At 71.2% G+C, this 22,373-nt stretch carries 18 protein-coding genes and 1 pseudogene; 16 read left to right on the forward strand and 3 right to left on the reverse strand.

The annotated features are described in order from the left end of the window. Window positions 1–12: 12 nt before the first annotated feature. A complete protein-coding gene (locus DEJ14_RS02520) occupies window positions 13–2,001 on the forward strand; it encodes an Ig-like domain-containing protein (protein ID WP_111085452.1) in 1,989 nt (662 codons plus the stop codon). A gap of 55 nt (window positions 2,002–2,056) precedes the next feature. Here the strand turns inward: DEJ14_RS02520 and DEJ14_RS02525 are convergent, their stop codons facing one another. From DEJ14_RS02525 to DEJ14_RS02535, 3 genes are all read right to left on the reverse strand, one after another. Then, window positions 2,057–3,424: a GntR family transcriptional regulator gene (locus DEJ14_RS02525; RefSeq protein WP_146249754.1), complete on the reverse strand. Its 1,368-nt coding sequence runs from the start codon at window positions 3,422–3,424 to the stop codon at window positions 2,057–2,059. A gap of 87 nt (window positions 3,425–3,511) precedes the next feature. Beyond that, a complete protein-coding gene (locus DEJ14_RS02530) occupies window positions 3,512–4,342 on the reverse strand; it encodes an aldo/keto reductase (protein WP_111085454.1) in 831 nt (276 codons plus the stop codon). Window positions 4,343–4,437: 95 nt separating this feature from the next. Further along, window positions 4,438–4,857 (reverse strand): pilus assembly protein CpaE, encoded by a 420-nt coding sequence (locus DEJ14_RS02535; protein ID WP_111085480.1) that lies wholly within the window; start codon window positions 4,855–4,857, stop codon window positions 4,438–4,440. Window positions 4,858–5,113: 256 nt separating this feature from the next. Here DEJ14_RS02535 and DEJ14_RS02540 point away from each other — a divergent pair, with 256 nt between their 5' ends. From DEJ14_RS02540 to DEJ14_RS02605, 15 genes and pseudogenes are all read left to right on the forward strand, one after another. Then, entirely contained in the window at window positions 5,114–7,855 is a 2,742-nt protein-coding gene (locus DEJ14_RS02540; RefSeq protein ID WP_111085455.1) for a glycoside hydrolase family 2 protein, read from the forward strand. Between the two features lie 112 nt (window positions 7,856–7,967). Then, complete coding sequence (locus DEJ14_RS02545) at window positions 7,968–9,458, forward strand: sugar transferase (protein WP_111085456.1); 1,491 nt, start codon at window positions 7,968–7,970, stop codon at window positions 9,456–9,458. Window positions 9,459–9,620: 162 nt separating this feature from the next. Further along, window positions 9,621–9,908 (forward strand): twin-arginine translocase TatA/TatE family subunit, encoded by a 288-nt coding sequence (gene tatA / locus DEJ14_RS02550; RefSeq protein WP_111085481.1) that lies wholly within the window; start codon window positions 9,621–9,623, stop codon window positions 9,906–9,908. A gap of 115 nt (window positions 9,909–10,023) precedes the next feature. Further along, a complete protein-coding gene (locus tag DEJ14_RS02555; protein WP_111085457.1) occupies window positions 10,024–11,424 on the forward strand; it encodes an MFS transporter in 1,401 nt (466 codons plus the stop codon). A 53-nt stretch (window positions 11,425–11,477) separates the two neighbouring features. Beyond that, a complete protein-coding gene (locus DEJ14_RS02560; protein ID WP_111085458.1) occupies window positions 11,478–13,646 on the forward strand; it encodes an ATP-dependent Clp protease ATP-binding subunit in 2,169 nt (722 codons plus the stop codon). A gap of 84 nt (window positions 13,647–13,730) precedes the next feature. After that, window positions 13,731–14,285 carry a DUF2231 domain-containing protein gene (locus DEJ14_RS02565; protein ID WP_111085459.1) on the forward strand — a complete coding sequence of 185 codons (555 nt, stop codon included), beginning with the start codon at window positions 13,731–13,733 and terminating at the stop codon, window positions 14,283–14,285. Window positions 14,286–14,327: 42 nt separating this feature from the next. Continuing rightward, the gene (locus DEJ14_RS02570) at window positions 14,328–14,981 is read left to right on the forward strand and encodes a response regulator transcription factor (RefSeq protein ID WP_111085460.1); all 654 of its coding nucleotides are present in this window, start codon (window positions 14,328–14,330) and stop codon (window positions 14,979–14,981) included. Beyond that, entirely contained in the window at window positions 14,978–16,192 is a 1,215-nt protein-coding gene (locus DEJ14_RS02575) for a sensor histidine kinase (protein ID WP_111085461.1), read from the forward strand. The genes DEJ14_RS02570 and DEJ14_RS02575 overlap by 4 nt, the downstream gene beginning before the upstream one ends. Beyond that, the gene (locus DEJ14_RS02580) at window positions 16,176–16,709 is read left to right on the forward strand and encodes a hypothetical protein (RefSeq protein WP_146249755.1); all 534 of its coding nucleotides are present in this window, start codon (window positions 16,176–16,178) and stop codon (window positions 16,707–16,709) included. The genes DEJ14_RS02575 and DEJ14_RS02580 overlap by 17 nt, the downstream gene beginning before the upstream one ends. Continuing rightward, the gene (locus DEJ14_RS02585; RefSeq protein WP_181437543.1) at window positions 16,706–17,797 is read left to right on the forward strand and encodes a peptidoglycan-binding protein; all 1,092 of its coding nucleotides are present in this window, start codon (window positions 16,706–16,708) and stop codon (window positions 17,795–17,797) included. Before DEJ14_RS02580 ends, DEJ14_RS02585 begins: the two co-directional genes overlap by 4 nt. 11 nt (window positions 17,798–17,808) lie before the next feature. Beyond that, window positions 17,809–18,260: pseudogene (locus tag DEJ14_RS19470) on the forward strand (ABC transporter ATP-binding protein); the annotation flags it as partial. Continuing rightward, complete coding sequence (locus DEJ14_RS19475) at window positions 18,261–18,530, forward strand: ATP-binding cassette domain-containing protein (RefSeq protein ID WP_349775269.1); 270 nt, start codon at window positions 18,261–18,263, stop codon at window positions 18,528–18,530. It abuts the pseudogene before it with no gap. Beyond that, entirely contained in the window at window positions 18,527–19,714 is a 1,188-nt protein-coding gene (locus DEJ14_RS02595; RefSeq protein WP_111085464.1) for an ABC transporter permease, read from the forward strand. The genes DEJ14_RS19475 and DEJ14_RS02595 overlap by 4 nt, the downstream gene beginning before the upstream one ends. 242 nt (window positions 19,715–19,956) lie before the next feature. Next, window positions 19,957–21,282, forward strand: a complete 1,326-nt coding sequence (locus DEJ14_RS02600; RefSeq protein ID WP_111085465.1) for a sugar ABC transporter substrate-binding protein — start codon at window positions 19,957–19,959, stop codon at window positions 21,280–21,282. Window positions 21,283–21,285: 3 nt separating this feature from the next. Further along, complete coding sequence (locus DEJ14_RS02605; RefSeq protein ID WP_111085466.1) at window positions 21,286–22,329, forward strand: carbohydrate ABC transporter permease; 1,044 nt, start codon at window positions 21,286–21,288, stop codon at window positions 22,327–22,329. Window positions 22,330–22,373: the final 44 nt, after the last annotated feature.

Raw genomic sequence — 22,373 nt, forward strand, 5'->3', positions numbered from 1 at the left:
GCTCTCGCACCGATGATCGCGTTCGGCGTGCTCGTCGGCGCCGGTGTCGTGACCAGCGCGGCACCGGCCCATGCGGTCGACCCGTTCCCGATCCGTGACCCGTTCGTCGACCTGCCCGTCGGAACCACGATGCCGCCGGGATGGGCGCGTATCGCCTCGAACGACCAGCAGGCGGCGATCGTCGAGAACGGTTCGGCCGGCAAGTGGCTCCGGATGACCGACAACGTCAAGTACATGGCCTCGGCCGTGTACAACGAGGTGCCGTACGACTCCAGCCACGGGCTGACCGTCGAGTTCGACCAGCGGATGTGGAGCCCGGAGGACACCGGCTACGCGGACGGGATCGGGTTCTTCCTGCAGGATGCGTCGGTGCCGCTCGACTCGATCGGACCGGTGGGCGGCGGCCTCGGCTACTTCGACGGCCGATCGGCGTGCTCGGCCGGACTCGACGGCGGCGTCGTCGGTGTCGGGTTCGACCGGTTCGGCAACTTCGCGCTGCCGGAGTTCATCCAGAACGCCGTCACCGTCCGTGGGGCCGAGGCCGAGTGCTACCCCGTGCTGGCGACGACGGGCAACCGTGGTGACGGGTTCCTGGAAGACCGCGGCGTCGATGCCGAGACGGCGACCTACCGGCACGTCAAGGTGGACGTCGTGCCCCGGGATGCCGGTGGGATCACGGCCATCGTCACGATGTCGGACGCCACCCCCGTGGGGTCGGAGCCGGCAGAACTGCACCACCTGATCTCGACCGACCTGCCGGCGACGGCACTGCCCGACCGGATGCGGTTCGGGTTCAGCGCGTCGACGGGCGGGCGGGCCGAGTTCCACGAGATCCGCAACGTCCGGGCCACGCAGCCCACGGACGTCGTGACCACGGCATCGGTCGACACCGAGGGGCCGGTGACCGCGGGGGACGAGGTGTCGTTCCGCGTCCGCTCCGTCAACGACGGCCCGGCCACGATCGGCGGCCCCGCCGACGCCGTGGCGCGGACGACGGCGCTGACCGACGACCTGCCGCTCGAGGACATCACCTGGTCGTGCGAGGCCACGGGCGGCGCGACGTGCGGTTCGGCGCAGGGCGAGGGCACTGTTGCGACCGACTGGACAGCGCCGCCCGGCGGGCAGGTCGTCTTGCTGGCGCGCGGGACCGTGCCGGTGACGACCCGGACCGGGAAGTACTCGGCGCCGGCGGAGAGCGTCACCGACTTCACCTCCGGCCGCTTCGACGAGGGGCTGGCAGCCGTGGCGCGTGACGGCTCCGTGAGTGACGTCGACCTGACGAACAACTCCGACGTGATCGCGTTCGACGTGGTGCTGCCGGAAGCCGTCGCCGCGGACGACTCGGCGACCGGACAGCAGGGCGAACCCGTGGTCGTGGACGTCGTGGGGAACGACGCGCTCGACGGCAGCGGTGCCGACCTCGGGTCGCTGCGGCTGACCGACGACGGGATCGAGGGGGCCGAGCTCTCCGCGGACGGCAAGCGGCTGCGGGTCCCCGGCGAGGGCACGTACGTCGCCGACGACCAGGGGCGGGTGACCTTCACGCCGGAGGACGGGTTCAGCGGGGTGGCGAAGCCGGTCCGGTACGAGGTCACCTCGAACGCCGGGCAGGTGGCGTCGGCGACGCTGCGCGTGGAGGTCGAACCGGCGGCGGAGCCGGACCCGGACCCCACGCCGGGGCCTGACCCGACGCCGGGGCCCGACCCGACGCCGGACCCTGACCCGACGCCGGGGCCGTCGGAGGAACCCGCTCCGGAGCCGTCCGGGACACCGGGCGCCGGCGCTGGTGCAGACGACGATCGTGGCGACCCGGCCGGAGCCGTGAGCGCGCTCGACGGGCAGACGGCTGGTGTTCCCGCGAGCCCTGGTCCGTCCCGGCTGGCGTGGACCGGAGCCGACGGTGTGCTCGTCGCCGCCGTCCTCGGGGTCGGGCTCGCCGCAGCCGGGACCGTGCTGCTGGTCGTCCGCCGAGGCCGACACCGCGACGGTACGGAGGCCTGATCGAACCGAGGTCCCACCGGACAGAGCCGCACGGTGCGCGAACGCGCCGTGCGGTTCAGTCCGCGCCCGGTCCCAGCCGCTCGACGACGTCGGCGATGTGCACGTCGAAGAGCAGGTTCTGCGCGTGCATCGCCTCGGCGGCGAGTACGGCGTCACCGAGGTCGATCGCCTGGTCGAGCAGCGCGAAGACGTCGTCGATGTCCCACTGCCGGAGCGGCGGCGCCTCGTCGAAGACGAATGCCAGCCGACTGAGCGCCAGGCGGAGGTTCCCGGCGATCCACGGATTCGGGGTGTGCGCTCCGAGCACACGGGAGAGGTCGACCATCGTGAGCGTGTACGCGTAGTCGCGGATCCGTGCCTGACGTCTGGCGGCGGCGGTCACGGCGTGCAGCTCCGCCCGACCCTGCTCGGAGAGCACCGGGACCGCCCACCGCGCGCACATCTCGGCGAGCGTTGAGGCCAGTTGGAGTGAGTCGACCCAGTGCTGCACGTCCGGCCGGGTGATGCGGATGCCCTCGGGGTCCTCGGCCCGGGTGTCCACCAGACCCATCAGTTCGAGCCGCCGGAACAACGGCATGACCGCCCGCACCGGCTGCCGCAGGCGTGCGGCGATCTCCCGTGCGCGGTAGGTGTGCTCGCGTCGGAGGGTGCCGTCGCGCACCATGGCGAGCAGGTCCCACCACAGGTCGTCCGGGGTCCACGTGGCCCAGGGTGGAGCGTCCTCGGACGATGACGTGGTTGTGGCGAGGTCCTCCGGGGTCCGACCGAAGCGTTCGGCCGAACCACGCAGGTGCACCTCCCACAGCCGGGCGAGGACGTGCGCGGAGCGTTCTGCGGACGCGGGGACGCGGTACCGGACGGCCTGCTGCGACGTGGCGACCCATGCCTCCACATCGGTCGCGGTGAAGGGCACTGAGGGTTCGACGCCGAAGCGGACGCGCTCCATCGCCCGGGTCGCCAGGCGCGCGAGCACCCGGTTCGGGGTGCGGTCGATCCAGAAGCGCAGGGACGCCCAGAACGCGGGGTCGAGGTCGGGCGTGCGGAGGGCGGCGGCTCGACGCAGGGCGTCGGCGACGACCGTGTGGTCCGCGACGTCCGTCTCGGTGAGCGCTGGCAGGGCGGAACGCATCACGCCTTCCACGAGCCCGACGAACAGCCAGCCGTTGTCGACCCACGCCGGCACCGACAACGTGCCGAACCGGACCGCGGCGTCGGCGACGAACTCGACGAGTCCGAGGTCGGCCAGGCGTTCGAGTGCGCCGTGCAGCACGGCGGGGCTGATGTCGAACCGTCCGGAGAGGGCGAGCTCGTCGTGTTCGACGTCGCGGTCGAGCGAGCCGTCTCGGATCGCGCCGAGCACGGTTCGGTACGCGTCGCTGAACTCCCGCGTCCAGCCGTCGTCGTGCGGATCACTCGCCGTCATGACCACCCCTCCGGTCCCGAGCGTATCCGCCCGGAACGGACGAAGCCGCCCGGGGCGTCCCGGGCGGCCTCGTCGTCAGCTGGTGGATCAGGCCGGCACGTAGTCGAACGTGTCGGGGTCCGGACCAGTGCGGTGGCCCTTGTCGAGCGTCGTGATGTCCGTCATGTCCTCGTCGGAGAGCTCGAAGTCGAAGATCGCGAAGTTCTCCTCGACGCGGGCACGCGTGACCGACTTCGGGAACACGATGTCGCCGCGCTGGATGTGCCAACGGAGGACGACCTGCGCCGGGCTCTTGCCGACGGCACCGGCGATGCGGGTGATGGTCTCGTCGTCGAGCACGAGGCCCTGGGCGATCGGGGACCACGCCTCGGTCGCGATGCCGAGTTCGCTGTTGACGGCGCGGAGCTCGTCCTGGGCGAGGTACGGGTGCACCTCGATCTGGTTCACGGCCGGCGGCACGTCCGTCTCGGCGCGCAGGCGACGCAGGTGGTGCGCCTGGAAGTTGCTCACGCCGATGCTGCGGGAGGTGCCGGCGGCGTAGAGCTCCTCGAGCGCCTTCCACGTCGGGACGAAGTCCGAGACGGTGGGCAGGGGCCAGTGGATGAGGAAGAGGTCGGTGTAGCCGCCGAGCAGGTCAGCCGACTTCTTGCCGTTCTCCAGCGCTGCCTCGGGGGCGTGGAAGCCGTTGTTGAGCTTCGAGGTGACGAAGATCTCGTCACGAGGGATGCCGGACGACGCGATGGCCTCGCCGACCTCCTTCTCGTTGCCGTACATCTCGGCGGTGTCGATGTGGCGGTAGCCGACCTCGAGCGCCGTGAGCGTCGCTTCCTTGGTCGACGAGGGGTCGATCTGGAAGACGCCGAAGCCGAGCTGCGGGATGGTCTTGCCGTCGTTCAGGGTGATGTTCGGAACGGTCATGGTGTCATGCAACCAAACGCCCCTCAGCGCGCATTCCGGCAACGTCCAGGATCGGCGACCCCGGGCGTGCCGCTCGGGACGAGCGGGCCCGCCGCTCAGGACAGCGCGGCGTCGATGTACGCCTGCAGCGCCTGGCCGTAGGCGATCGCGGGGGTCTCCGAGGCGAAGCTCCGGTCGACACCGCCGATCGTCGCGGTCACCGTGAACACCACTCGTCCGCCGGCCGCCACCCGCGTCAGCCCGACGAACGACGGCCCGAGCAGCTCGCGCAGCTGGTCCTCGCGCGGCAGCCAGAGCGACTCCGACGCGGTTACGGAGTCGAGCGCCCACTCGGTCGTCCCGTTGAAGCCGAGGATCGTGCCGGTGGGGGAGTCGTGCCGTTCGACGGTCATCTCGGAGACCGTGTAGACGTCTTCGTCCACCTCGGGCTTGTCGATGACGAACCGGTCGCCCGTTTCGGGGTGCCAGCGCAGGCCGGCGTCGCGGAGGGTCCTGGCGAGTGCAACGGTGATCACGTTCCCACCCTGCACGCGCGAGACCGCGCTGTCACCACGAAGTCGCGCTGTCACCACATAGGTTGCCGAAAGCATCCCGTACTAGCATCGCCGAGCACCCCCACGCGCGAGCGCCACCCGATCGCGCGCGCGACGTGACGACGCCCGGACAACCGGTGCCGCGCCTCCAGGTCGATCAACCGGCCACGGGGCGGGCCACCGGCCGGCGTCCCGACCGAGGCGACGGACACCCCGTCCGCCGAAGAGAAGGACCCGCATGACCCTCGAACGCGAGGAACTCCGCGACGGCTGGACCGTGACGATGGCCGGAGGAACCGGTGCGCCGGACGGCGTCGCGGGCCGCACCATCCCGGCGACGGTGCCGGGCCAGGTGCACACCGACCTGGAACGGGAGGGCCTGCTGCCGGACCCGACCTTCGACCAGAACGAGCAGGCCGCCAAGTGGGTCGGCCGCGCCGACTGGTCGTACCGCACCTCGGTCGACGTCGACCCCCGCGGCCACGAACGCGTGGACCTCGTCTGCGACGGCCTGGACACCGTCTCCGAGCTCAGCCTGGACGGCGTCGTCGTGGGCACGACGCGGAACATGCACCGGCGCTACCGCTTCGACGCGCGCGTGCAGTCCGGGTCCGGGGCGACGACGAAGGACCTCGAGATCCTGTTCGAGTCGCCGTACCGCGAGGCCGGCCGGGTCGCCGCGAAGGCCGGCAGCATGCCGGGCCCGTACGACGAGCCGTTCCCGTACATCCGCAAGATGGCCTCGAACTTCGGCTGGGACTGGGGCCTCACTGCCGTCACGAGCGGGCCCTGGCGACCGGTCGCCATCGAGCGTTGGTCGACCGCGCGGCTGCGCGAGGTCCGACCGCTCGTCGACGTCGAGGCCGGCGAGGGCGTGCTCGACGCGCACATCACGGTCGAGCGCTCGGGCCTGAACGACCTGGACCAGGACGGCGAGGACGACGACCTGGTGCTCGTCGTGACCGTCAGCGGTCTCAAGGAGGACGGCACGCCGACGCGGCAGCGGTCGCGGGCGCAGCTGACGCCGAAGGACGACGAGACCGTCGTCACGGTGCGCGTGCCCGAGGCGCTGCGCTGGTGGCCCCGCGGCTACGGCGCGCAGGCGCAGTACGACGTGATCGTCGAGCTGCAGACGGTCGAGGGTGAGGTCCTGGACCGCGACACGTTCCGGACCGGCTTCCGGTCCACCCGGATCGACACCCAGGTCGACGACATGGGTCGTCCCTTCGGCATCCACGTGAACGGGACACTGATCGACGTGCGTGGGGTGAACTGGATCCCGGACGACGTGATCGTCTCGCGCGTCGACCGCGCGCGCCTGCAGTCCCGTCTGACCGCGGCGGCGTCGCTCGGCACGAACCTCGTGCGCGTGTGGGGCGGTGGCGTGTACGAGTCGCGTGACTTCTACGAGGTCTGCGACGAACTCGGGCTGCTCGTCTGGCAGGACTTCCCGTTCGCCTGCTCGGCGTACCCCGAGGTCGAACCCATCCGCAGCGAGGTCATCGCCGAGGCACGCGACAACGTCGCCCGGCTCGCGCGGCACCCCTCGCTGGTGCTGTGGAACGGGAACAACGAGAACATCTGGCTGCACGACGTGGACGGCTGGGCGGACTCCCTCGGCGACCGCGGCTGGGGCCTCGACTACTACCTCGACCTGCTGCCGACGATCGTCGACGCAGTCGACCCGTCGCGCTTCTACACGGTGGCGTCGCCGTGGTCGGGCTCCGAGTCGCTGCCCGCCAACGACGTCGACAACGAGACGCACCACTCGTGGGACGTCTGGAACCGCCTGCCCGACACCGCCTACCGCGGGTCCGTTCCCCGGTTCGTGTCCGAGTTCGGCTGGCAGGCACCCCCGGCCTGGCGGACGCTGCGGGACGGCGTCGCCGACGAGGTGCTGTCGCAGGACGCACCCGGGGTGGTCCACCACCAGAAGGCGGCCGACGGGATGGGCAAGCTGGCCCGCGGCTTGGAGCCGCGGTTCGGCACGGGGCCCTTCTCGTTCGATGCGTGGCACTACCTGACGCAGCTGCAGCAGGCACGGGCCATCGCGACGGGCATCGAGCACTGGCGCACGCACTGGCCGCGGAACGCCGGTGTGGTCATGTGGCAGCTCAACGACCTGTGGCCGGTGTCGTCGTGGTCGGCGATCGACTCGGCTGGGCGGCTGAAGCCGCTCGCGCACGAGCTGCGCCGGCTGTACGACGACGTCCTGCTGACGATCCGTCCGGTGTCGCGGGTGGCGGTCGCGCCGTCCGCCGTGTCCGGACCGGCTGCGTCTCCGGCGTCGTCGCCCGCCTCTCCGGTCTCCGGGGCGGTCGCGCCCGCCTCGCCGGTCGCGACCGGTGCGGATCGGACGGGAGGCCCGGATCACCCGGGTGGGTCGGCCGCCGTCGGCGAGACGACTGATCCGGGCGACGCGGCGGACACCCTGTCCCTCGGCGTCTCGCCCGGCGCGTTCGGCTCCTCGCCCGTCGAGGTCGCCGTCCGGTCGGTTCGGGGCGGGCAGGACAGTGTCGTGCGGGTGCGCCGGGTGACCACGGCCGGCACGATCCTGGCCGAGGTGTCCCTGCCGGTGCGCCTGTCGTCCGCCGGCGTGGCGGTCGTCGCGCTGCCCGAGTCCGTCGGGGTGGTCGACGACCCGACGAACGAGCTCATCGTGGCGGACATGGACTGGCGCCGCGCGGTCTGGACACCGGGCCCCGACGCCGACACGCGGTGGGAGCCGGCGCGGTACCGCACTGCGTTCACGCCCGTCGACGGCGGACTGGACCTGACCGTCGAGGCCGATTCGCTCGTGCGGGACCTGCTCGTCCAGCCCGACCGGGTGGCCGCAGGGGGTGCCGTGGACCGCGGGTTCATGACGCTCTTGCCGGGGGAACGCGTGACCTTCCGGATCACCGGTGTGACCGAGGCCGACGTCCCGGCGCTGCGCGAGGAACCCGTCCTGTGGAGCCTGGACCGAGCACTCGGTCGTTGATATGCAGAACGACACGGTGATATATTCGGTGGTGCGCCGCTCGCTGTCATGACCCGAGCGACTCCGGCGTCCGGTCGACCTCCCGTCGGCCCGCTCGACAGGAGGCCCCACCATGTCGCTCGCGATGCGTCCGCCCACCGCGGCGGTGCCCGTGCCCGTACCCACGTCCTCGGCCGCCGCGCACGCCCCCGCCGGAGCCCGGCGCGGGTTCGCGCCGGCGGTCGCACTGCTCGACGTCGGGCTGCTCGTGGCGGCGTTCGCGGTCGCCCACGTCGTGCGGTTCCCCTGGGAGCTGTCGGCAGTCCGGCCCCAGGCGGGCTGGGTCGAGTTCGCGACCGCACCGGCGATCATCCTCATCTGGACGTTCCTGTTGTCGACCTTCCGCACGCGCGACCCCCGCATCGCCGGCATCGGCGGTGACGAGTACCGACGTCTCGTCACCGCGAGCCTGGTCTCCGTCGCGGTGGTCGCCGTCGTGGCGTACGCGGCCCAGCTCGACCTCGCGCGCGGGTACGTCGCCATCGCCTTCCCGCTCGGTCTGCTCCTGCTCGTCGTCGGTCGGTGGGTGGTCCGCACCGCCCTGGCTCGCCGCCGCGCGCGGGGGTTGCGCCTGCAGGACGTCCTCATCGTCGGCGACACCGAGGACGTCCGGTACGTCGGCCGCCGCATCGCAGCGACGCCCAGTGCCGGGTACCGGGTCCGTGCGGTCGTGACCGACTGCGTGCCGGTAGGGACGACGATCGACCTCGGGCCGGTGTCCGCTCCCGTGGTCAGCGGGATCGACGACGTCCTCGCGCTGGCTCGTTCCGAGGGCGTCTCGGCGGTCGTCGTCGCCGGGGCCGTGCGTGGTGGGCACGAGCGACTGCGTCGCCTGGGGTGGCAACTCGAGGAACACGGCGTCGAGCTCGTCGTGTCCTCACCCCTGTCCGACATCGCCGCGGGGCGCGTGCACGAACGCCCGGTCGACGGACTGCCGTTGATGCACGTCGAGACACCCGACTACCGGCGCCGTGGCGGCAAGCGGCTGCTCGACGTCGTCGGCTCGAGCCTCGGACTGCTGTTGCTGGCGCCGGTCCTGGCCGTGATCGCGCTGGCCGTCCGGCTCGACGACGGCGGCCCGGTGTTCTTCCGGCAGACCCGAGTGGGCCGCGGCGGCGCGGAGTTCCCGATCCTCAAGTTCCGCACGATGTGCGTCGATGCCGAGGCTCGGATGGCTGCCCTGCACGATGCGAACGAAGGTGCCGGCCCCCTGTTCAAGATGAAGGACGACCCCCGGGTCACCCGGGTCGGGGTGTTCCTGCGGAAGACCTCGCTCGACGAGCTGCCGCAGCTGTGGAACGTGCTCACGGGGTCGATGAGCCTGGTCGGCCCTCGGCCCGCTCTGCCGCGCGAGGTCGCCCTCTACGAAGACTTCGCCGACCGCCGGCTCCTGGTCACCCCGGGGATCACGGGGCTGTGGCAGGTCAGTGGCCGGTCCGATCTGGACTGGGCCGAAGGAGTCCGCCTCGACCTGCACTACGTCGAGAACTGGTCGTTCCTGCACGACCTGGTGATCCTCGCCCGGACGGTGCCGTCGGTGCTCCGGTCGCGCGGCGCGTACTGACGGCACTCGCTGCGTCCGCTTCCCTGTGCGAACGGTGTCCGTTCCGGCGCCCGGCCTGGGCATCGGGGAGCGGGGGAGTTACGATGGGGAGAACACGGACTTCCGCCGCGTGGGTCGAAGAAGACCTGCGGACGGCGACCAGTTCCAGATCAAGGAGTCATGATGCTCGGAAACCTCGGCGGCGTACACCTGCTGATCATCCTCGGGATCGTCATCCTGCTGTTCGGCGCGACGAAGCTCCCGGCGCTCGCCAAGGGCCTCGGGCAGTCGATCAACATCTTCAAGAAGGAGATGTCCGACGACGAGAAGAAGGCTCAGGCTGGTGACACCACGGTGCAGAACACCGCGGCCCCGACCAACACCGTGCCGAACGCTCCCGCCGAGCCCGCTGCCGGTCCGGTCCTGAACCCCGGCCCGAGTGCGCAGCCGAACACCGACTCCCGGCGCTAGAACCCCAGCTCAGGACACCCAGCCCCGTCCTGTCGGCAGCCCCTGCGACCACTCCGGTCGCGGGGGCTTCGTCGTGCGGGGCGCGCAGCGGTCCGAGTGGGCGCAGGATGAGCACATGACCACTGCCGAACCTCGCGCGACCGCGCCGCTCCGGGACGACCGGCGCACCGTGCTGGTGGTGGCGATCCTGTCGTCGTTCGTCGTCGGGTTGGACTCGAGCGTGGTGAACGTGGCGCTCCCCGCGATCCGGCAGGAGCTCGGCGGCGGGCTCGTCGTGCAGCAGTGGACCGTCGACGCGTACCTGGTGACGCTCGGCTCGCTCATCCTCGTCGCCGGGTCGTTGTCGGACGTGTTCGGCCGGGTCCGGATCATCACGTGGGGGCTCGTCGTCTTCGGGATCGCCTCGGTCGCGTGCGCCATCGCCCCGACGGGGGAGTTCCTGATCGTCTCGCGGGCGTTCCAGGGCGTCGGCGGGGCCCTGGTGACCCCGAGTGCGCTCGCCCTCATCGTGGCGGCGTTCCGCGGGGCCGCGCAGTCGAAGGCGATCGGCACGTGGACCGCGTGGTCGAGCGCCGCGACGATCCTCGGCCCCGTGGTCGGCGGGCTGGTGGTCGACAGCATCGGCTGGCGGTGGATCTTCGTGCTGACCGCCGTGCCGATCGCCGTGACGATCCCGCTCGTGCTGCGGATCACCGGCGACGTGCACCCAGCCGTCCGACCGCGCATCGACGTGGTCGGCGCCGTGCTCGCGGTCGTCGGGGTCGGTGGGGCCGTGCTCGGGCTCATCGAGCAGGAGCGGCTCGGATGGGGAGCGCCCGTCGTGGTCGCGGCGCTCGTGCTCGGCGCGCTGGCGCTCGGGGCGTTCGTGCCGTGGGAACTCCACGTGACCCGGACGACCGGTTCGCCGCTGGTGCCGCTCGCGCTGTTCCGGGCTCGCAACTTCGCGGTGGGCAACCTCGCCACCCTGTCGATCTACGGCGCGCTGAGCATGGTCTTCTTCGTGGTCACGCTGTTCCTGCAGGAGGTCTGGGGGTTCCCCGCCTGGCTCGCTGGCCTGGCGACCCTGCCGCCGACGGTGGTCCTGCTGCTGGTGTCCTCGGCGGTGGGTGGACTGGCGGGGCGGTTCGGGCCGCGCTGGTTCATGGCGGCGGGGCCAGCGGTGGCGGCGGTCGGTGCGCTCCTGATGCTGTTGGTCGGTGCGCGGCCGGACGGCTACTGGGTCGCCGTGTTCCCCGGACTCGTGCTCATCGGGTTCGGGATCGCGCTCATGGTGACGCCGCTGACCAGTGCTGTGCTCGGGTCGGTGCCGCAGTCCGAGGCCGGCGTCGGGTCAGCCGTGAACAACGCGATCGCGCGGATCGCCGGTCTGGTGATGGTGGCGCTCGCGGGCGTGGTCCTCGGCGGGGAGATGAGCGTCGCCGGTCTGCACCGGGCGGTCGTCGTGATGGCGGTCCTGCTCGTCGGCGGCGCCGTGGTCAGCGCCGTCGGGATCCGGAATGTGCCCGCGCCGACGTAAGTTGAGTGGAGTAGACTCAAGTACAACACCACCGCAACGAAAGGACGGAACGCATGGCGAACCTCCAGGGTGCTCCTGATTCGCAAGAGCGACAGAAGACCGCCCTCGAGCAGTACGGCGTCGACCTGACGGCGATCGCTCGCAGCGGCAAGCTCGACCCGGTGATCGGACGCGACTCCGAGATCCGACGCGTCAGTCAGGTGCTCACCCGTCGCACCAAGAACAACCCCGTGCTCATCGGCGAGCCCGGCGTCGGCAAGACCGCGGTCGTCGAGGGGCTCGCGCAGCGCATCGTCGCCGGCGACGTCGCCGACTCGCTGAAGGACAAGCGACTCGTCTCGCTCGACATCTCCTCGCTCATCGCCGGCGCGAAGTACCGCGGCGAGTTCGAGGAACGCCTCAAGGCCGTGCTCAAGGAGATCAACGACTCCGACGGGCAGGTCATCACGTTCATCGACGAGCTGCACACGCTGATGGGGGCCGGTGGCGGCGAAGGGTCCGTCGCGGCCTCGAACATGCTCAAGCCGATGCTCGCGCGCGGCGAACTGCGGCTCATCGGGGCGACGACGCTCGACGAGTACCGCGAGTACATCGAGAAGGACGCCGCCCTCGAGCGCCGCTTCCAGCAGGTCTACGTGAGGGAGCCCAGCGTCGAGGACGCCGTGGCGATCCTCCGCGGGCTCAAGGAACGCTACGAGGCGCACCACAAGGTCACGATCAACGACTCCGCCCTCGTCGCTGCGGCCAGCCTGTCGAACCGGTACATCTCCGGCCGCCAACTGCCCGACAAGGCGATCGACCTGATCGACGAGGCCGCCAGTCGGCTCCGCATGGAGATCGACTCCAGCCCGGTCGAGATCGACGAACTGAAGCGGAACGTGGACCGGCTGCGTGTCGAGGAGTTCGCGCTCAAGCAGGAGAAGGACGACGCCTCGAAGGCACGGCTCGAGACCCTGCGGAACGAACTGCACACGCGCGAGGAACGACTGGCCGAGCTCGAGCAGCGCTGGCAGGCCGAGCGTGCGAGCCTGAACCGCATCGGTGAGCTGAAGCAGCAGCTCGACGACCTCAACATGCGCAGCCAGCGCGCCCAGCGCGAAGCCGACTACGCGACGGTGTCGCGCCTGGAGTACGCCGAGAAGCCCCGGATCGAAGCGGAGCTCGCCGCCGCCGAGCAGGCCGAGTCCGCCGACCGCATGGTGAACGACAGCGTCACCGACGAGGACATCGCCGCCGTGATCGCGCAGTGGACGGGCATCCCGCTCGGCCGGCTGCTGCAGGGCGAGACCGAGAAGCTCCTGCACCTGGAGAACGAGCTCGGCCGCCGGATCATCGGGCAGCGCACCGCCGTGAACACCGTGTCCGAGGCCGTCCGCCGCACCCGCGCCGGCATCTCCGACCCGGACCGACCGACCGGATCGTTCCTGTTCCTCGGGCCCACCGGCGTCGGCAAGACCGAGCTGGCCAAGGCCCTCGCGGAGTTCCTGTTCGACGACGAGAAGGCCCTCGTCCGCATCGACATGAGCGAGTACGGCGAGAAGCACTCGGTCTCGCGGCTCATCGGTGCGCCTCCCGGGTACGTCGGCTACGAGTCCGGTGGGCAGCTCACCGAGGCCGTCCGGCGTCGTCCGTACTCGGTGATCCTGCTCGACGAGATCGAGAAGGCGCACCCCGAGGTCTTCGACGTGCTGCTCCAGGTGCTCGACGACGGCCGGCTCACCGACGGGCAGGGGCGCACGGTCGACTTCCGGAACACGATCCTCGTGCTCACGTCGAACCTCGGTTCGCAGTTCATGACCGACCTGACGCTGACGGACGACCAGCGCGAAACGGCCGTGCGCGAGCTCGTGCAGCAGGCGTTCCGGCCGGAGTTCATCAACCGCCTCGACGACATCGTGGTGTTCCAGGCCCTGACGGCCGACGACCTCGGCCAGATCGTGTCGCTCTACGTCGACCGGCTCGCCCGCCGGCTGACCGACCGCCGGCTCGAGCTGGCGGTCACGCCCGAGGCGCGCGGGTGGCTGGCGGAGCGCGGGTACGACCCGCTCTACGGCGCCCGGCCGCTCCGTCGCCTCATGCAGCGGCAGATCGACGACAAGCTGGCGCGGGCGATCCTGTCCGGTGACGTCCGCGACGGCGACACCGTGCGGGTGGACGTCGCCGAGGACGGCGACGGCCTGACCGTCGAACCGTTCGAGCTGGCGGAGATCGTCGAGGAGTAGGCGAGCGCACGCGGGGTGACCGACGGGAGGCCCGTCACCGGTTCCTGGGACCGGTGTCGGGCCTCCGCCGTTACCGTCCAGGGCATGCCTGAGATCCGCGCGTTCCGTCGCCTCACCGACACCGTCGAGCACGCGAGCGTGCTCGACAAGGCCGTCGACGTCGACCGAGCGGTGGTGAACGCGCTCGCGAAGCCGAAGGCCCTGCGGCAACTGCTGCACGGGGTGCCGTTCGGGCATCCGCTGCACCCGCTCATGGTGCAGGTCCCGCTCGGGGCGTGGATCTCGGCCGCGGTGCTCGACGTGTTCGGCGGGAAGGGCAACGCGAAGGCCGCGAAGACCCTTGTCGGCGTCGGCCTGGTGTCGTCCGGCAGTGCGAGCCTCGCCGGGTACGTCGACTGGTCCGAACTCGACCGCGAGCAGCTGCGCACCGGGTGGGTGCACCAGGCCGTGAACTGGGTCGGTATCTCGCTGTACGGGCTGTCGTGGTGGCAGCGGAAGAACGGCAACCACGGGGCCGGCAAGCTCCTCGGGTTCGCCGCGCTCTCGGTGGTCGGGGTCGGCGGGTACCTCGGTGGGCACCTGGCCTACCGACAGCGCGCCGGCGTGAGCGACCACGGCGAGGTGCCGTTCGACGCCTGAGCCTCTCAGCCGGTTCATGGGTACATCACGTGCAATATACGGATGCGTGTACTCGTGGTGGACGATGAGACCGTCCTCGCCGACCTGGTGGCGAAGGGTCTGACCCGGCAGGACATGGCCGTGGACGTCGCCTACCGCGGCGACGACGCCGACGAGCTGTTGAGCGTCAACGACTACGACGTCGTCGTGCTCGACCGCGACGTCCCCGGGCTGCACGGCGACGAGGTCGCCCGGAGACTCGCGGCCCGCGGCAGCCTCACCCGGATCCTGATGCTCACCGCGGCGACCGCCCTGGCCGATCGCGTGCACGGACTCGAGCTCGGTGCCGACGACTACCTGGCCAAGCCGTTCGAGTACCCCGAGCTCGTCGCGCGCGTCCGCGCACTCGGCCGCCGGAGCGTCGCCCCGGTTGCGCCCGTCCTCGAACGCGCCGGACTCGTCGTCGACACGAACCGACGGATGGCGACACGCGACGGCCGACCGCTCGACCTGACGTCGAAGGAGCTCGGCGTCCTCGAGGAACTGCTGCGCGCCGACGGCCGCATCGTCTCGACCGAGGAACTGCTCGAGAAGGTCTGGGACATGAACATCGACCCGTTCACCGCGGCCGTCCGGGTGACGATGTCGAAGCTCCGCAAGAAGCTCGGCGACCCGGACCCGATCCGGACGGTGCCGGGACGGGGCTACTCCCTGTGAGACGGGTCCGGCGGACCTGGAGCATCCGGGCGCGCACCGCGGTGACGTTCGCGCTCGCGGCGATGGCGCTCGCGACCGGCGTCGTCGTGTTCTCGAACGTGATGTCCCTGGCCGGGGTCGGCGCCGGACTCGACACCACGTGGGCGCGGACCGCCACGCCCGCGCAGGGGTTCGCGACCGCCTCGCCGGCACCCCTGGAGCCGGGTGGCGCCGGTGGGCACGACCCGTCGGCGGTCATGGTGATCCAGCTCGTCGCCGTGCAGCAGTGGCAGTGGTCGGCGATCGGCATCGCGGGTGCGGGGGTGCTGGCCGGGGGCGTCGGGTGGCTGGTCAGCCAACGGATGCTCCGTCCGATCGACCGGATCACCGCGACGGCGAACCGGATCACGGCCTCGAACCTGCACGAGCGGATCGAACTCGACGGCCCGGACGACGAGTTGCGGCGGCTGTCCCGCACCGTCGACGGCCTGCTCGACCGGCTCGAGACGGCGTTCGAGAGTCAACGCCGGTTCGTGGCACAGGCGTCGCACGAACTCCGAACACCCCTCGCCGTGCAGCGGGCCGCGGTGCAGATCGGCCTGCACGACGACGCCGGACCCGACGACGTCCGGGTCACCAGGGACGAACTCCTGGAGCAGAACCGGCGCACCGAGCACCTGGTCGAGTCGCTGCTCGTGCTCGCCGAGGCCGATCGCGGCCTGGCCGGCGCGACCAGCGCCGTCCACGTCGACGACGTGACCGACGCGGTGCTCGCGGGGGCGGCCCGGGACGCGACCGACGCCGGGGTGACCCTGACCCACGAGCGCCGCACCGGGCCTCCCGGCCTGGTCATCGACGGTGAGCCGACGCTGCTGCGCCAGCTGCTCGTGAACCTGGTCGGCAACGCCGTCGAGTACAACGAACCCGGCGGGTTCGTCCGGCTGACCACGTCGTCCGACGCGATCGTCGTCGAGAACTCGGGGCCGGTGGTGCCGGTGGACGAGGCCCCGCGACTCGTCGAACCGTTCCGCCGGTGCCCGTCGGAGGCCTCCGCGGCGCGGCACAGCGGACTGGGGCTGTCGATCGTGGCGTCGATCACGCAGGCGCACGCATGGACGCTGACGATCGGCGCTCGGCCCGACGGTGGGCTCGTCGTCCGCGTCGGTGTTTCGTCGGTGCAACCCCGCGAGGACACGGCGCGAAACAGCTCATCCGGTGTGCTGGAGGCATGAACACGACCACCATCACAGAACTCGTCGGACCCGGTCACCACTCGTCGTCGCCGCGGCGGCCATCGCACTCCTGCCGGGCCTCCTCGCCGGGTGCTCGAGCAGCAACGCGGGCGAAGGGGACCGCGAGTCGGTCGGGTCCGCGGGCCAGGGCGCGACCCTGGCCGAGTGCATGCGCGGCAAGGGCTACGACATGCCGGATCCGGCGAGCGGCGGGACGACGATGCAGCTCAGCGCGCCGGAGGGCGTCGACCCGGAGCAGTACCAGGCGGATCTCAAGGAGTGCCTCGGTGACGGGGACGCCGCCGGTGACGTCAAACAGGCGAAGCCGATGGAAGGCATGGACGAGAAGATGCTCGAGTCGGCGAAGTGCATCCGCGAGGGCGGCTTCGCGGACTATCCCGACGACGAGGAGGGCATGCGGAGCTACCAGCCCGACGACGAGGCCGCGTTCGACGAGGTCGCTCGCGCCTGCGACGAGAAGGCCTTCGGGTCCGTCGGATCGGAGGTCGGGAAGTGACCCTCCCGGTTCGGCGGCGTTTGCTCGTGATCGGCACGTGCCTCGTCGCCGTGCTCACGGTGGGTGCCGGGGCCTGGGCGCTCACCGACGTCAGCGGAGGAACAGCAGCCTCGGCGTCTTCCGGGACGGAGGACGAGTACCGCGGACCGACGGCGACCGTGACGAAGGGTGACCTCACCGACTCGAAGGTCTTCGCCGGCACACTCGGCTACGGCACCCCGACCGGCGTGCCCGCCGCGGCCGCCGGGACCATCACGTGGCTGCCCCGCCCCGGCGACGTCATCCAGCGTGACGAGTACCTGTACGCGGTGGACGAGCGCGGTGTGCGCTCGATGTACGGCACGGTTCCGCTCTGGCGCGACCTGTCCCGTGGCACGCACGGCACCGACGTGCGGCAGCTCAACGAGAACCTCGCGGCCCTGGGCTACGACGTGTCCGTGGACGACGAGTTCGGGCCGCGGACCCAGGCGGCGGTGCGCCGGTGGCAGGAGGACCGCGGTCACGAGGTCACCGGCGCCCTCACCGCCGACGACATCGCGTTCGTCGACGGCGCAGTGCGCGTCGCGTCGGTGGACGGCAAGCTCGGCCAGTCGACCGGCGCCGCCGGCGCGGAGGGTGCTGGCGGCGGCGCCGGCGGAGACGTGCTGCAGGTCACGAGCACGAAGCGGGTCGTCTCGGCGACCGTCTCCCAGCGCGACGCCGAGCGGCTGGCGGTCGGCACCCGGGTCGACGTCCGGGTGAACGGGACCGGCGCCGTGATGCGCGGAGAGGTCGCGGACATCCAGCCCGAGACCGGCGAGGACGGCGGCACCAAGGTCGTGGTGTCGGTGTCCTTCGACCCCGGCGACCGGAAGCTGCCCGCGGCCGCCTCCGCTCAGATCGACGCGAAGGGCACCACCGAACGGGGTGTGCTGTCGGTCCCGGTGTCGGCGCTCGTCGCGGGCTCCGGTGGCTCGTACGCGGTCGACGTCGTGCAGCAGGGCGGCCGGACCGAGCCCGTACCCGTCGAACCGGGGTTCACCGCCGGCGGCCGCGTGGCGATCAGCGGCGACGTCGCGGCCGGTGACCGCGTGGTGGTGCCCGGATGACCCCCACGACCATGGCGGACCGTCAAGTCGTCCTGTCGCTCGAGGACGTCGTGAAGACGTACGGGGACGTCGGCGCGCTCCGCGGCGTCTCGCTCGAGGTCGCGGCCGGTGAGCTCGTCGCCGTGGTCGGCCCCTCGGGATCGGGCAAGTCGACGATGCTCAACATCATCGGGACGCTCGACCGGCCGACGTCCGGTACCGTGACGATCGCCGGCAACGACGTCGCCACGATGTCCGACGACGCCTTGTCGCGACTGCGGGCCGACCACATCGGCTTCGTGTTCCAGCACTTCCACCTGCAGGCCGGGGCGACCGCCGCCGAGAACGTCGCCGACGGTCTGCTCTACGCGGGCATCCCGCGCCGCGACCGGCACCGACGTGCGGTCGAAGCACTGGGCCGGGTCGGGCTCGGGCACCGGGTCGACCACCGCCCCACCAGCTGTCCGGCGGCGAGAAGCAGCGGGTGGCGATCGCCCGGGCCATCGTCGGCGAACCCACCATCCTGTTGGCGGACGAGCCGACCGGGGCACTCGACACCGCCTCGGGCACGGCGGTCCTCGGGCTGCTGCGCGAGCTCAACGACGGCGGGACCACTGTGCTCGTCATCACCCACGACCTCGAACTCGCGGCCTCGCTGCCCCGGCAGGTGCGGATGCGCGACGGTCTCGTCTCGCAGGACGACGCCGCGGGCGGGGCCGAAGCACTCGCCGCCGCGATCCGGGGCGACCGGTGAGCGCCCGAGGAACCGTCAGCCCGGCGGACCTGCTCCGGCTCGGGGTGTTCGGCCTGCGGACCCGGCCCGGCCGCGTCGTCCTGTCGGCCCTCGGCATCGCCATCGGCATCGCGGCGATGATCGCGGTCGTCGGCATCTCGTCGTCGAGCAAGGCGAAGGTCGACCAGGTCCTCGACGCCCTCGGCACGAACGTGCTCACCGTCACCCAGGCGCAGGGATTCGGTGAGACGCCGCCACTGCCGGACACCGCCCTCGAGTCGGTGCAGCGTCAGGACGACGTCGAGTCCGCGGCCGCGGTCGGCACCGTCCCGGAGACCGCGGTCTACCGCAACGGGTTCGTCCCGGCCCCGGAGACGAAGGGCATCTCCGTGCTGGCGGCCTGGGGTGACGTCCCGGAGGTGCTCGGCGGCGAGCTCGCCTCCGGCCGGTGGATCGACGACACCCGGAGAGCGGCCCCGCAGGTCGTGCTCGGGGCCGAGGCCGCCGATGCCCTCGGCATCGACGAGGTCCGGTCGGACAGCCGGGTCTGGATCGGCGGGCAGTGGGTACAGGTCGTCGGGATCCTGCGACCGCTCGCGCTCGCCGAGGACCTCGACAACAGCGTGTTCGTCCCCCGGACCCTCGCCGGGCAGCTCGGGTTCGACGGCGCGCCGACCGCGGTCTACACGCGCGTCGACCCGTCTCGTGTCGAGCAGACCCGTGATGTCCTCGCGGGGGCGGTCCGTCCGGGAGCGCCGCAGGACGTCGGGGTCACCCGACCGTCGGACGCGCTCGCCGCCAAGGACGCCACCGACGACTCGTTCACCGGACTGCTGGTCGGCATCGGCGGCGTCGCGCTGCTCGTCGGCGGCATCGGGGTCGCCAACACGATGGTGATCACCGTGCTCGAGCGCCGCGCCGAGGTCGGCGTGCGTCGTGCCCTCGGTGCGCGGCGGCGGACCATCCGCGACCAGTTCCTGGTCGAGTCCCTGCTGCTGTCGTTCCTCGGTGGGGTGGCCGGGGTCCTGATCGGCGTCGCCGTCACCGTCGTGTTCGCCGTCTCGCAGGGGTGGCCGGTCGCGCTGCCGCTCTGGGCCGTCGGCGGTGGACTCGGAGCGACGGTCCTGATCGGCGGCGTCTCCGGGTTGTACCCGGCGGCGCGCGCAGCGCGCATCCCGCCGACGTCCGCCCTGGCGGCCGTCTGACGGCAGTGGTGGTGATCCGGGAGGCCCGGTCCACCCCGTCGACGCGCGGCGCAGATCATGCCTGGTCATGACCAGTCGCGTCAAGCGTTGGCGACGATCTGTTCGACATCCGTGATCCCCCGGAAACACGCGGATCGAACCCGCTCACAGGGACCGATCCAACGGTTGACAAGGGCTTCTGGAAGGTCTTCTATTGCGAATACGCAACGTCCTTTCATAAAGGTCGGACCAAGGGAGTCAACGTGACACGCACGCGTTTCGCCGCACTCGGTGCGCTCGGCCTGGCGGCCGCGCTCGCCCTCACCGGGTGCTCCGCCGGAAGCAACGGAGCTTCCGACGGCGGCACGAAGGCCATCGGCACACCCGATGGCAAGGGCAAGACCATCACCGTCTGGATGATGAACGGCGACCTGAGCGACAAGGTCCTCGACGCAGCCCAGGAGCAGTTCACGAAGGACACCGGAGCGAAGGTGAAGATCCAGACCCAGCAGTGGGACGGGATCACCACGAAGCTCACCACGGCCCTCGCCCAGGACGACGCCCCGGACGTCGTCGACCTCGGCAACACGCAGGTGCCGGTCTACGCGGCGGCCGGCGGTCTCATGGACCTGACGCCGTACCGCGACGAACTCAAGGACGGCCAGACCTGGCTCACCGGGCTCGAGGGGCCGGCCACGGTGGACGACAAGCTCTACGGCGCTCCGCTGTTCGCCGGCAACCGCGCCGTCGTCTACAACAAGAAGGTCTGGAAGGACGCCGGCGTCACCGACGTGCCGACCACCTACGACGAGCTCACCGCCGACCTGGACAAGGTCAAGGCGGCCAACACGGCGAGCGACTTCTCCGCCTTCTACATGCCCGGCCAGTACTGGTACGGCGGGCTGCAGTGGGTCTGGGACGCCGGCGGCGAGATCGCCTCCGACAAGGACGGCAAGTGGACCGGGAAGCTCGACTCCGACGACGCCGTGAAGGGCCTGACGGCGTGGAAGACGTTCCAGAACGACTACTCCGCGAAGTCGACGCAGGACATCAACACCGACAAGCCCTCGCAGAGTGACGTCTTCGCCCAGGGCAACACCTCGGCGTTCCTCGGCTCGGCGTGGGAGATCGGCTCGATCACCACCGCGAAGCCCGCGCTCGCCGACCAGATCGGCACGTTCCCGATGCCCTCGCAGACGGACGGCAAGACGCAGCCGGTGTTCCTCGGCGGCTCCGACCTCGGGATCCCGGCGAAGGCCGCGAACCAGGACCTCGCGCTGTACTACCTGAAGATCCTGACCTCGAAGGAGTTCCAGCAGGACCAGGTGTTCGGTGTGGACGGCTGGGAGCCGAACTCGACCGAGCTGCTCGACGCCGTGGCCGACGACGTCGACACCCTGCACAAGCCGTACTTCGCGGCAGCGGGCACGAGCCGTCCGACCCCGGCGACCCCGGGCTGGGCGACCATCGAGGGCGACGCGTCGTTCCAGTCGATGTTCGCGGACATCGCGACCGGGCGGAAGTCGCCGGAGCAGGCCGCCGAGGGCTTCTCGAAGCACCTCACGACCGCGCTGAACGCGCAGCAGTAGTCGATGACCTCCACTGCAGAGCAGGCGACCGGTTCGGAGCAGTCCGAGCCGGTCGCCGGCGGCGGGGGGACCCCGGGCGCGGGTACCGGGGGCATCGGCGGTGCCGGGTCGGGGCGGCCGGTTCGTCCCGGCCGCGGGGCGCGTCGTCGGTCGGCGGTGGCGTCGCGCGCACCGCTCGTCCTGCTGGCACCCGCGGCGATCCTGCTGCTCGCGCTCGTCGTCTACCCGCTCGTCCGGCTCGTCGTCATCTCGTTCCAGGACTACGGGCTCCGGGCGATCTTCACCGGGGAAGCCGGGTTCGCCGGCGTCTCGAACTACACGAACGTCCTGACCGACGCGTCGTTCTGGCCGGTCATCCTGCGCACCGTCCTGGTCACCGGGGCGATGGTGCTCGGCACGATCGTCATCGGGATGGGCGTCGCGCAGCTGCTGACCCGACTCGGCGTCGCGATGCGCACCGTGGTCAGCGTCGTGCTCGTGCTGGCTTGGGCGATGCCGAACGTCGCCTCGAGCCTGGTGTGGCAGTGGCTGTTCCAGCCCTTCTACGGCGTGCTCAACTGGCTCATCACGCAGCTGCGGGTGTTCGGCGACCACACGCAGGACAACTGGGCGTCGCACCCCGGCCAGGCGTACACGATCGTGCTCACGCTCGTGATCTGGCAGGCCGTGCCGTTCGTCGCCCTGACGCTCTACGCCGCGCAGTCGCAGATCGCGCCGGAGTACTACGAGGCCGGGGCGCTCGATGGTGCCTCGACGTGGACGATGTACCGCGCGATCACGCTGCCGGCACTCGCCCCGACCCTGCTGCTCGTGTCGATCCTGTCGGTGATCTGGGACTTCAACGTCTTCAACCAGATCTGGTTGCTCACGAGGGGCGGTCCGGAAGAGGCCACCCTGACGCTCGGCATCTGGACGTTCGTGAAGTCGTTCGTCTCCAACGCCTACGGCCAGGGCGCCGCGATCGCCGTCATCTCGACCGTGATCCTCGGCGCGCTCACCAGCTACTACATCCGCCGGCTCGTCCGCAGCGGGGAGGAGGACCTGTGACCGTCTCGAATGCTGCGCCGGTCTCTGTGCCAGGGTCCGCGCCG

This window comes from Curtobacterium sp. MCJR17_020 (genome assembly GCF_003234365.2).
Classification (GTDB): domain Bacteria; phylum Actinomycetota; class Actinomycetes; order Actinomycetales; family Microbacteriaceae; genus Curtobacterium.

Excerpts from the sequence above, each read along its gene's own strand:
- DEJ14_RS02555 (WP_111085457.1), top strand. The coding sequence starts at position 10,024 with ATGACCACTGCCGAACCTCGCGCGACCGCGCCGCTCCGGGACGACCGG.
- DEJ14_RS02545 (WP_111085456.1), top strand. The coding sequence starts at position 7,968 with ATGTCGCTCGCGATGCGTCCGCCCACCGCGGCGGTGCCCGTGCCCGTA.
- tatA (WP_111085481.1), top strand. The coding sequence starts at position 9,621 with ATGCTCGGAAACCTCGGCGGCGTACACCTGCTGATCATCCTCGGGATC.
- DEJ14_RS02525 (WP_146249754.1), bottom strand. The coding sequence starts at position 3,424 with ATGACGGCGAGTGATCCGCACGACGACGGCTGGACGCGGGAGTTCAGC.
- DEJ14_RS02565 (WP_111085459.1), top strand. The coding sequence starts at position 13,731 with ATGCCTGAGATCCGCGCGTTCCGTCGCCTCACCGACACCGTCGAGCAC.
- DEJ14_RS02540 (WP_111085455.1), top strand. The coding sequence starts at position 5,114 with ATGACCCTCGAACGCGAGGAACTCCGCGACGGCTGGACCGTGACGATG.
- DEJ14_RS02570 (WP_111085460.1), top strand. The coding sequence starts at position 14,328 with ATGCGTGTACTCGTGGTGGACGATGAGACCGTCCTCGCCGACCTGGTG.
- DEJ14_RS02560 (WP_111085458.1), top strand. The coding sequence starts at position 11,478 with ATGGCGAACCTCCAGGGTGCTCCTGATTCGCAAGAGCGACAGAAGACC.
- DEJ14_RS02605 (WP_111085466.1), top strand. The coding sequence starts at position 21,286 with ATGACCTCCACTGCAGAGCAGGCGACCGGTTCGGAGCAGTCCGAGCCG.
- DEJ14_RS02520 (WP_111085452.1), top strand. The coding sequence starts at position 13 with ATGATCGCGTTCGGCGTGCTCGTCGGCGCCGGTGTCGTGACCAGCGCG.
- DEJ14_RS02530 (WP_111085454.1), bottom strand. The coding sequence starts at position 4,342 with ATGACCGTTCCGAACATCACCCTGAACGACGGCAAGACCATCCCGCAG.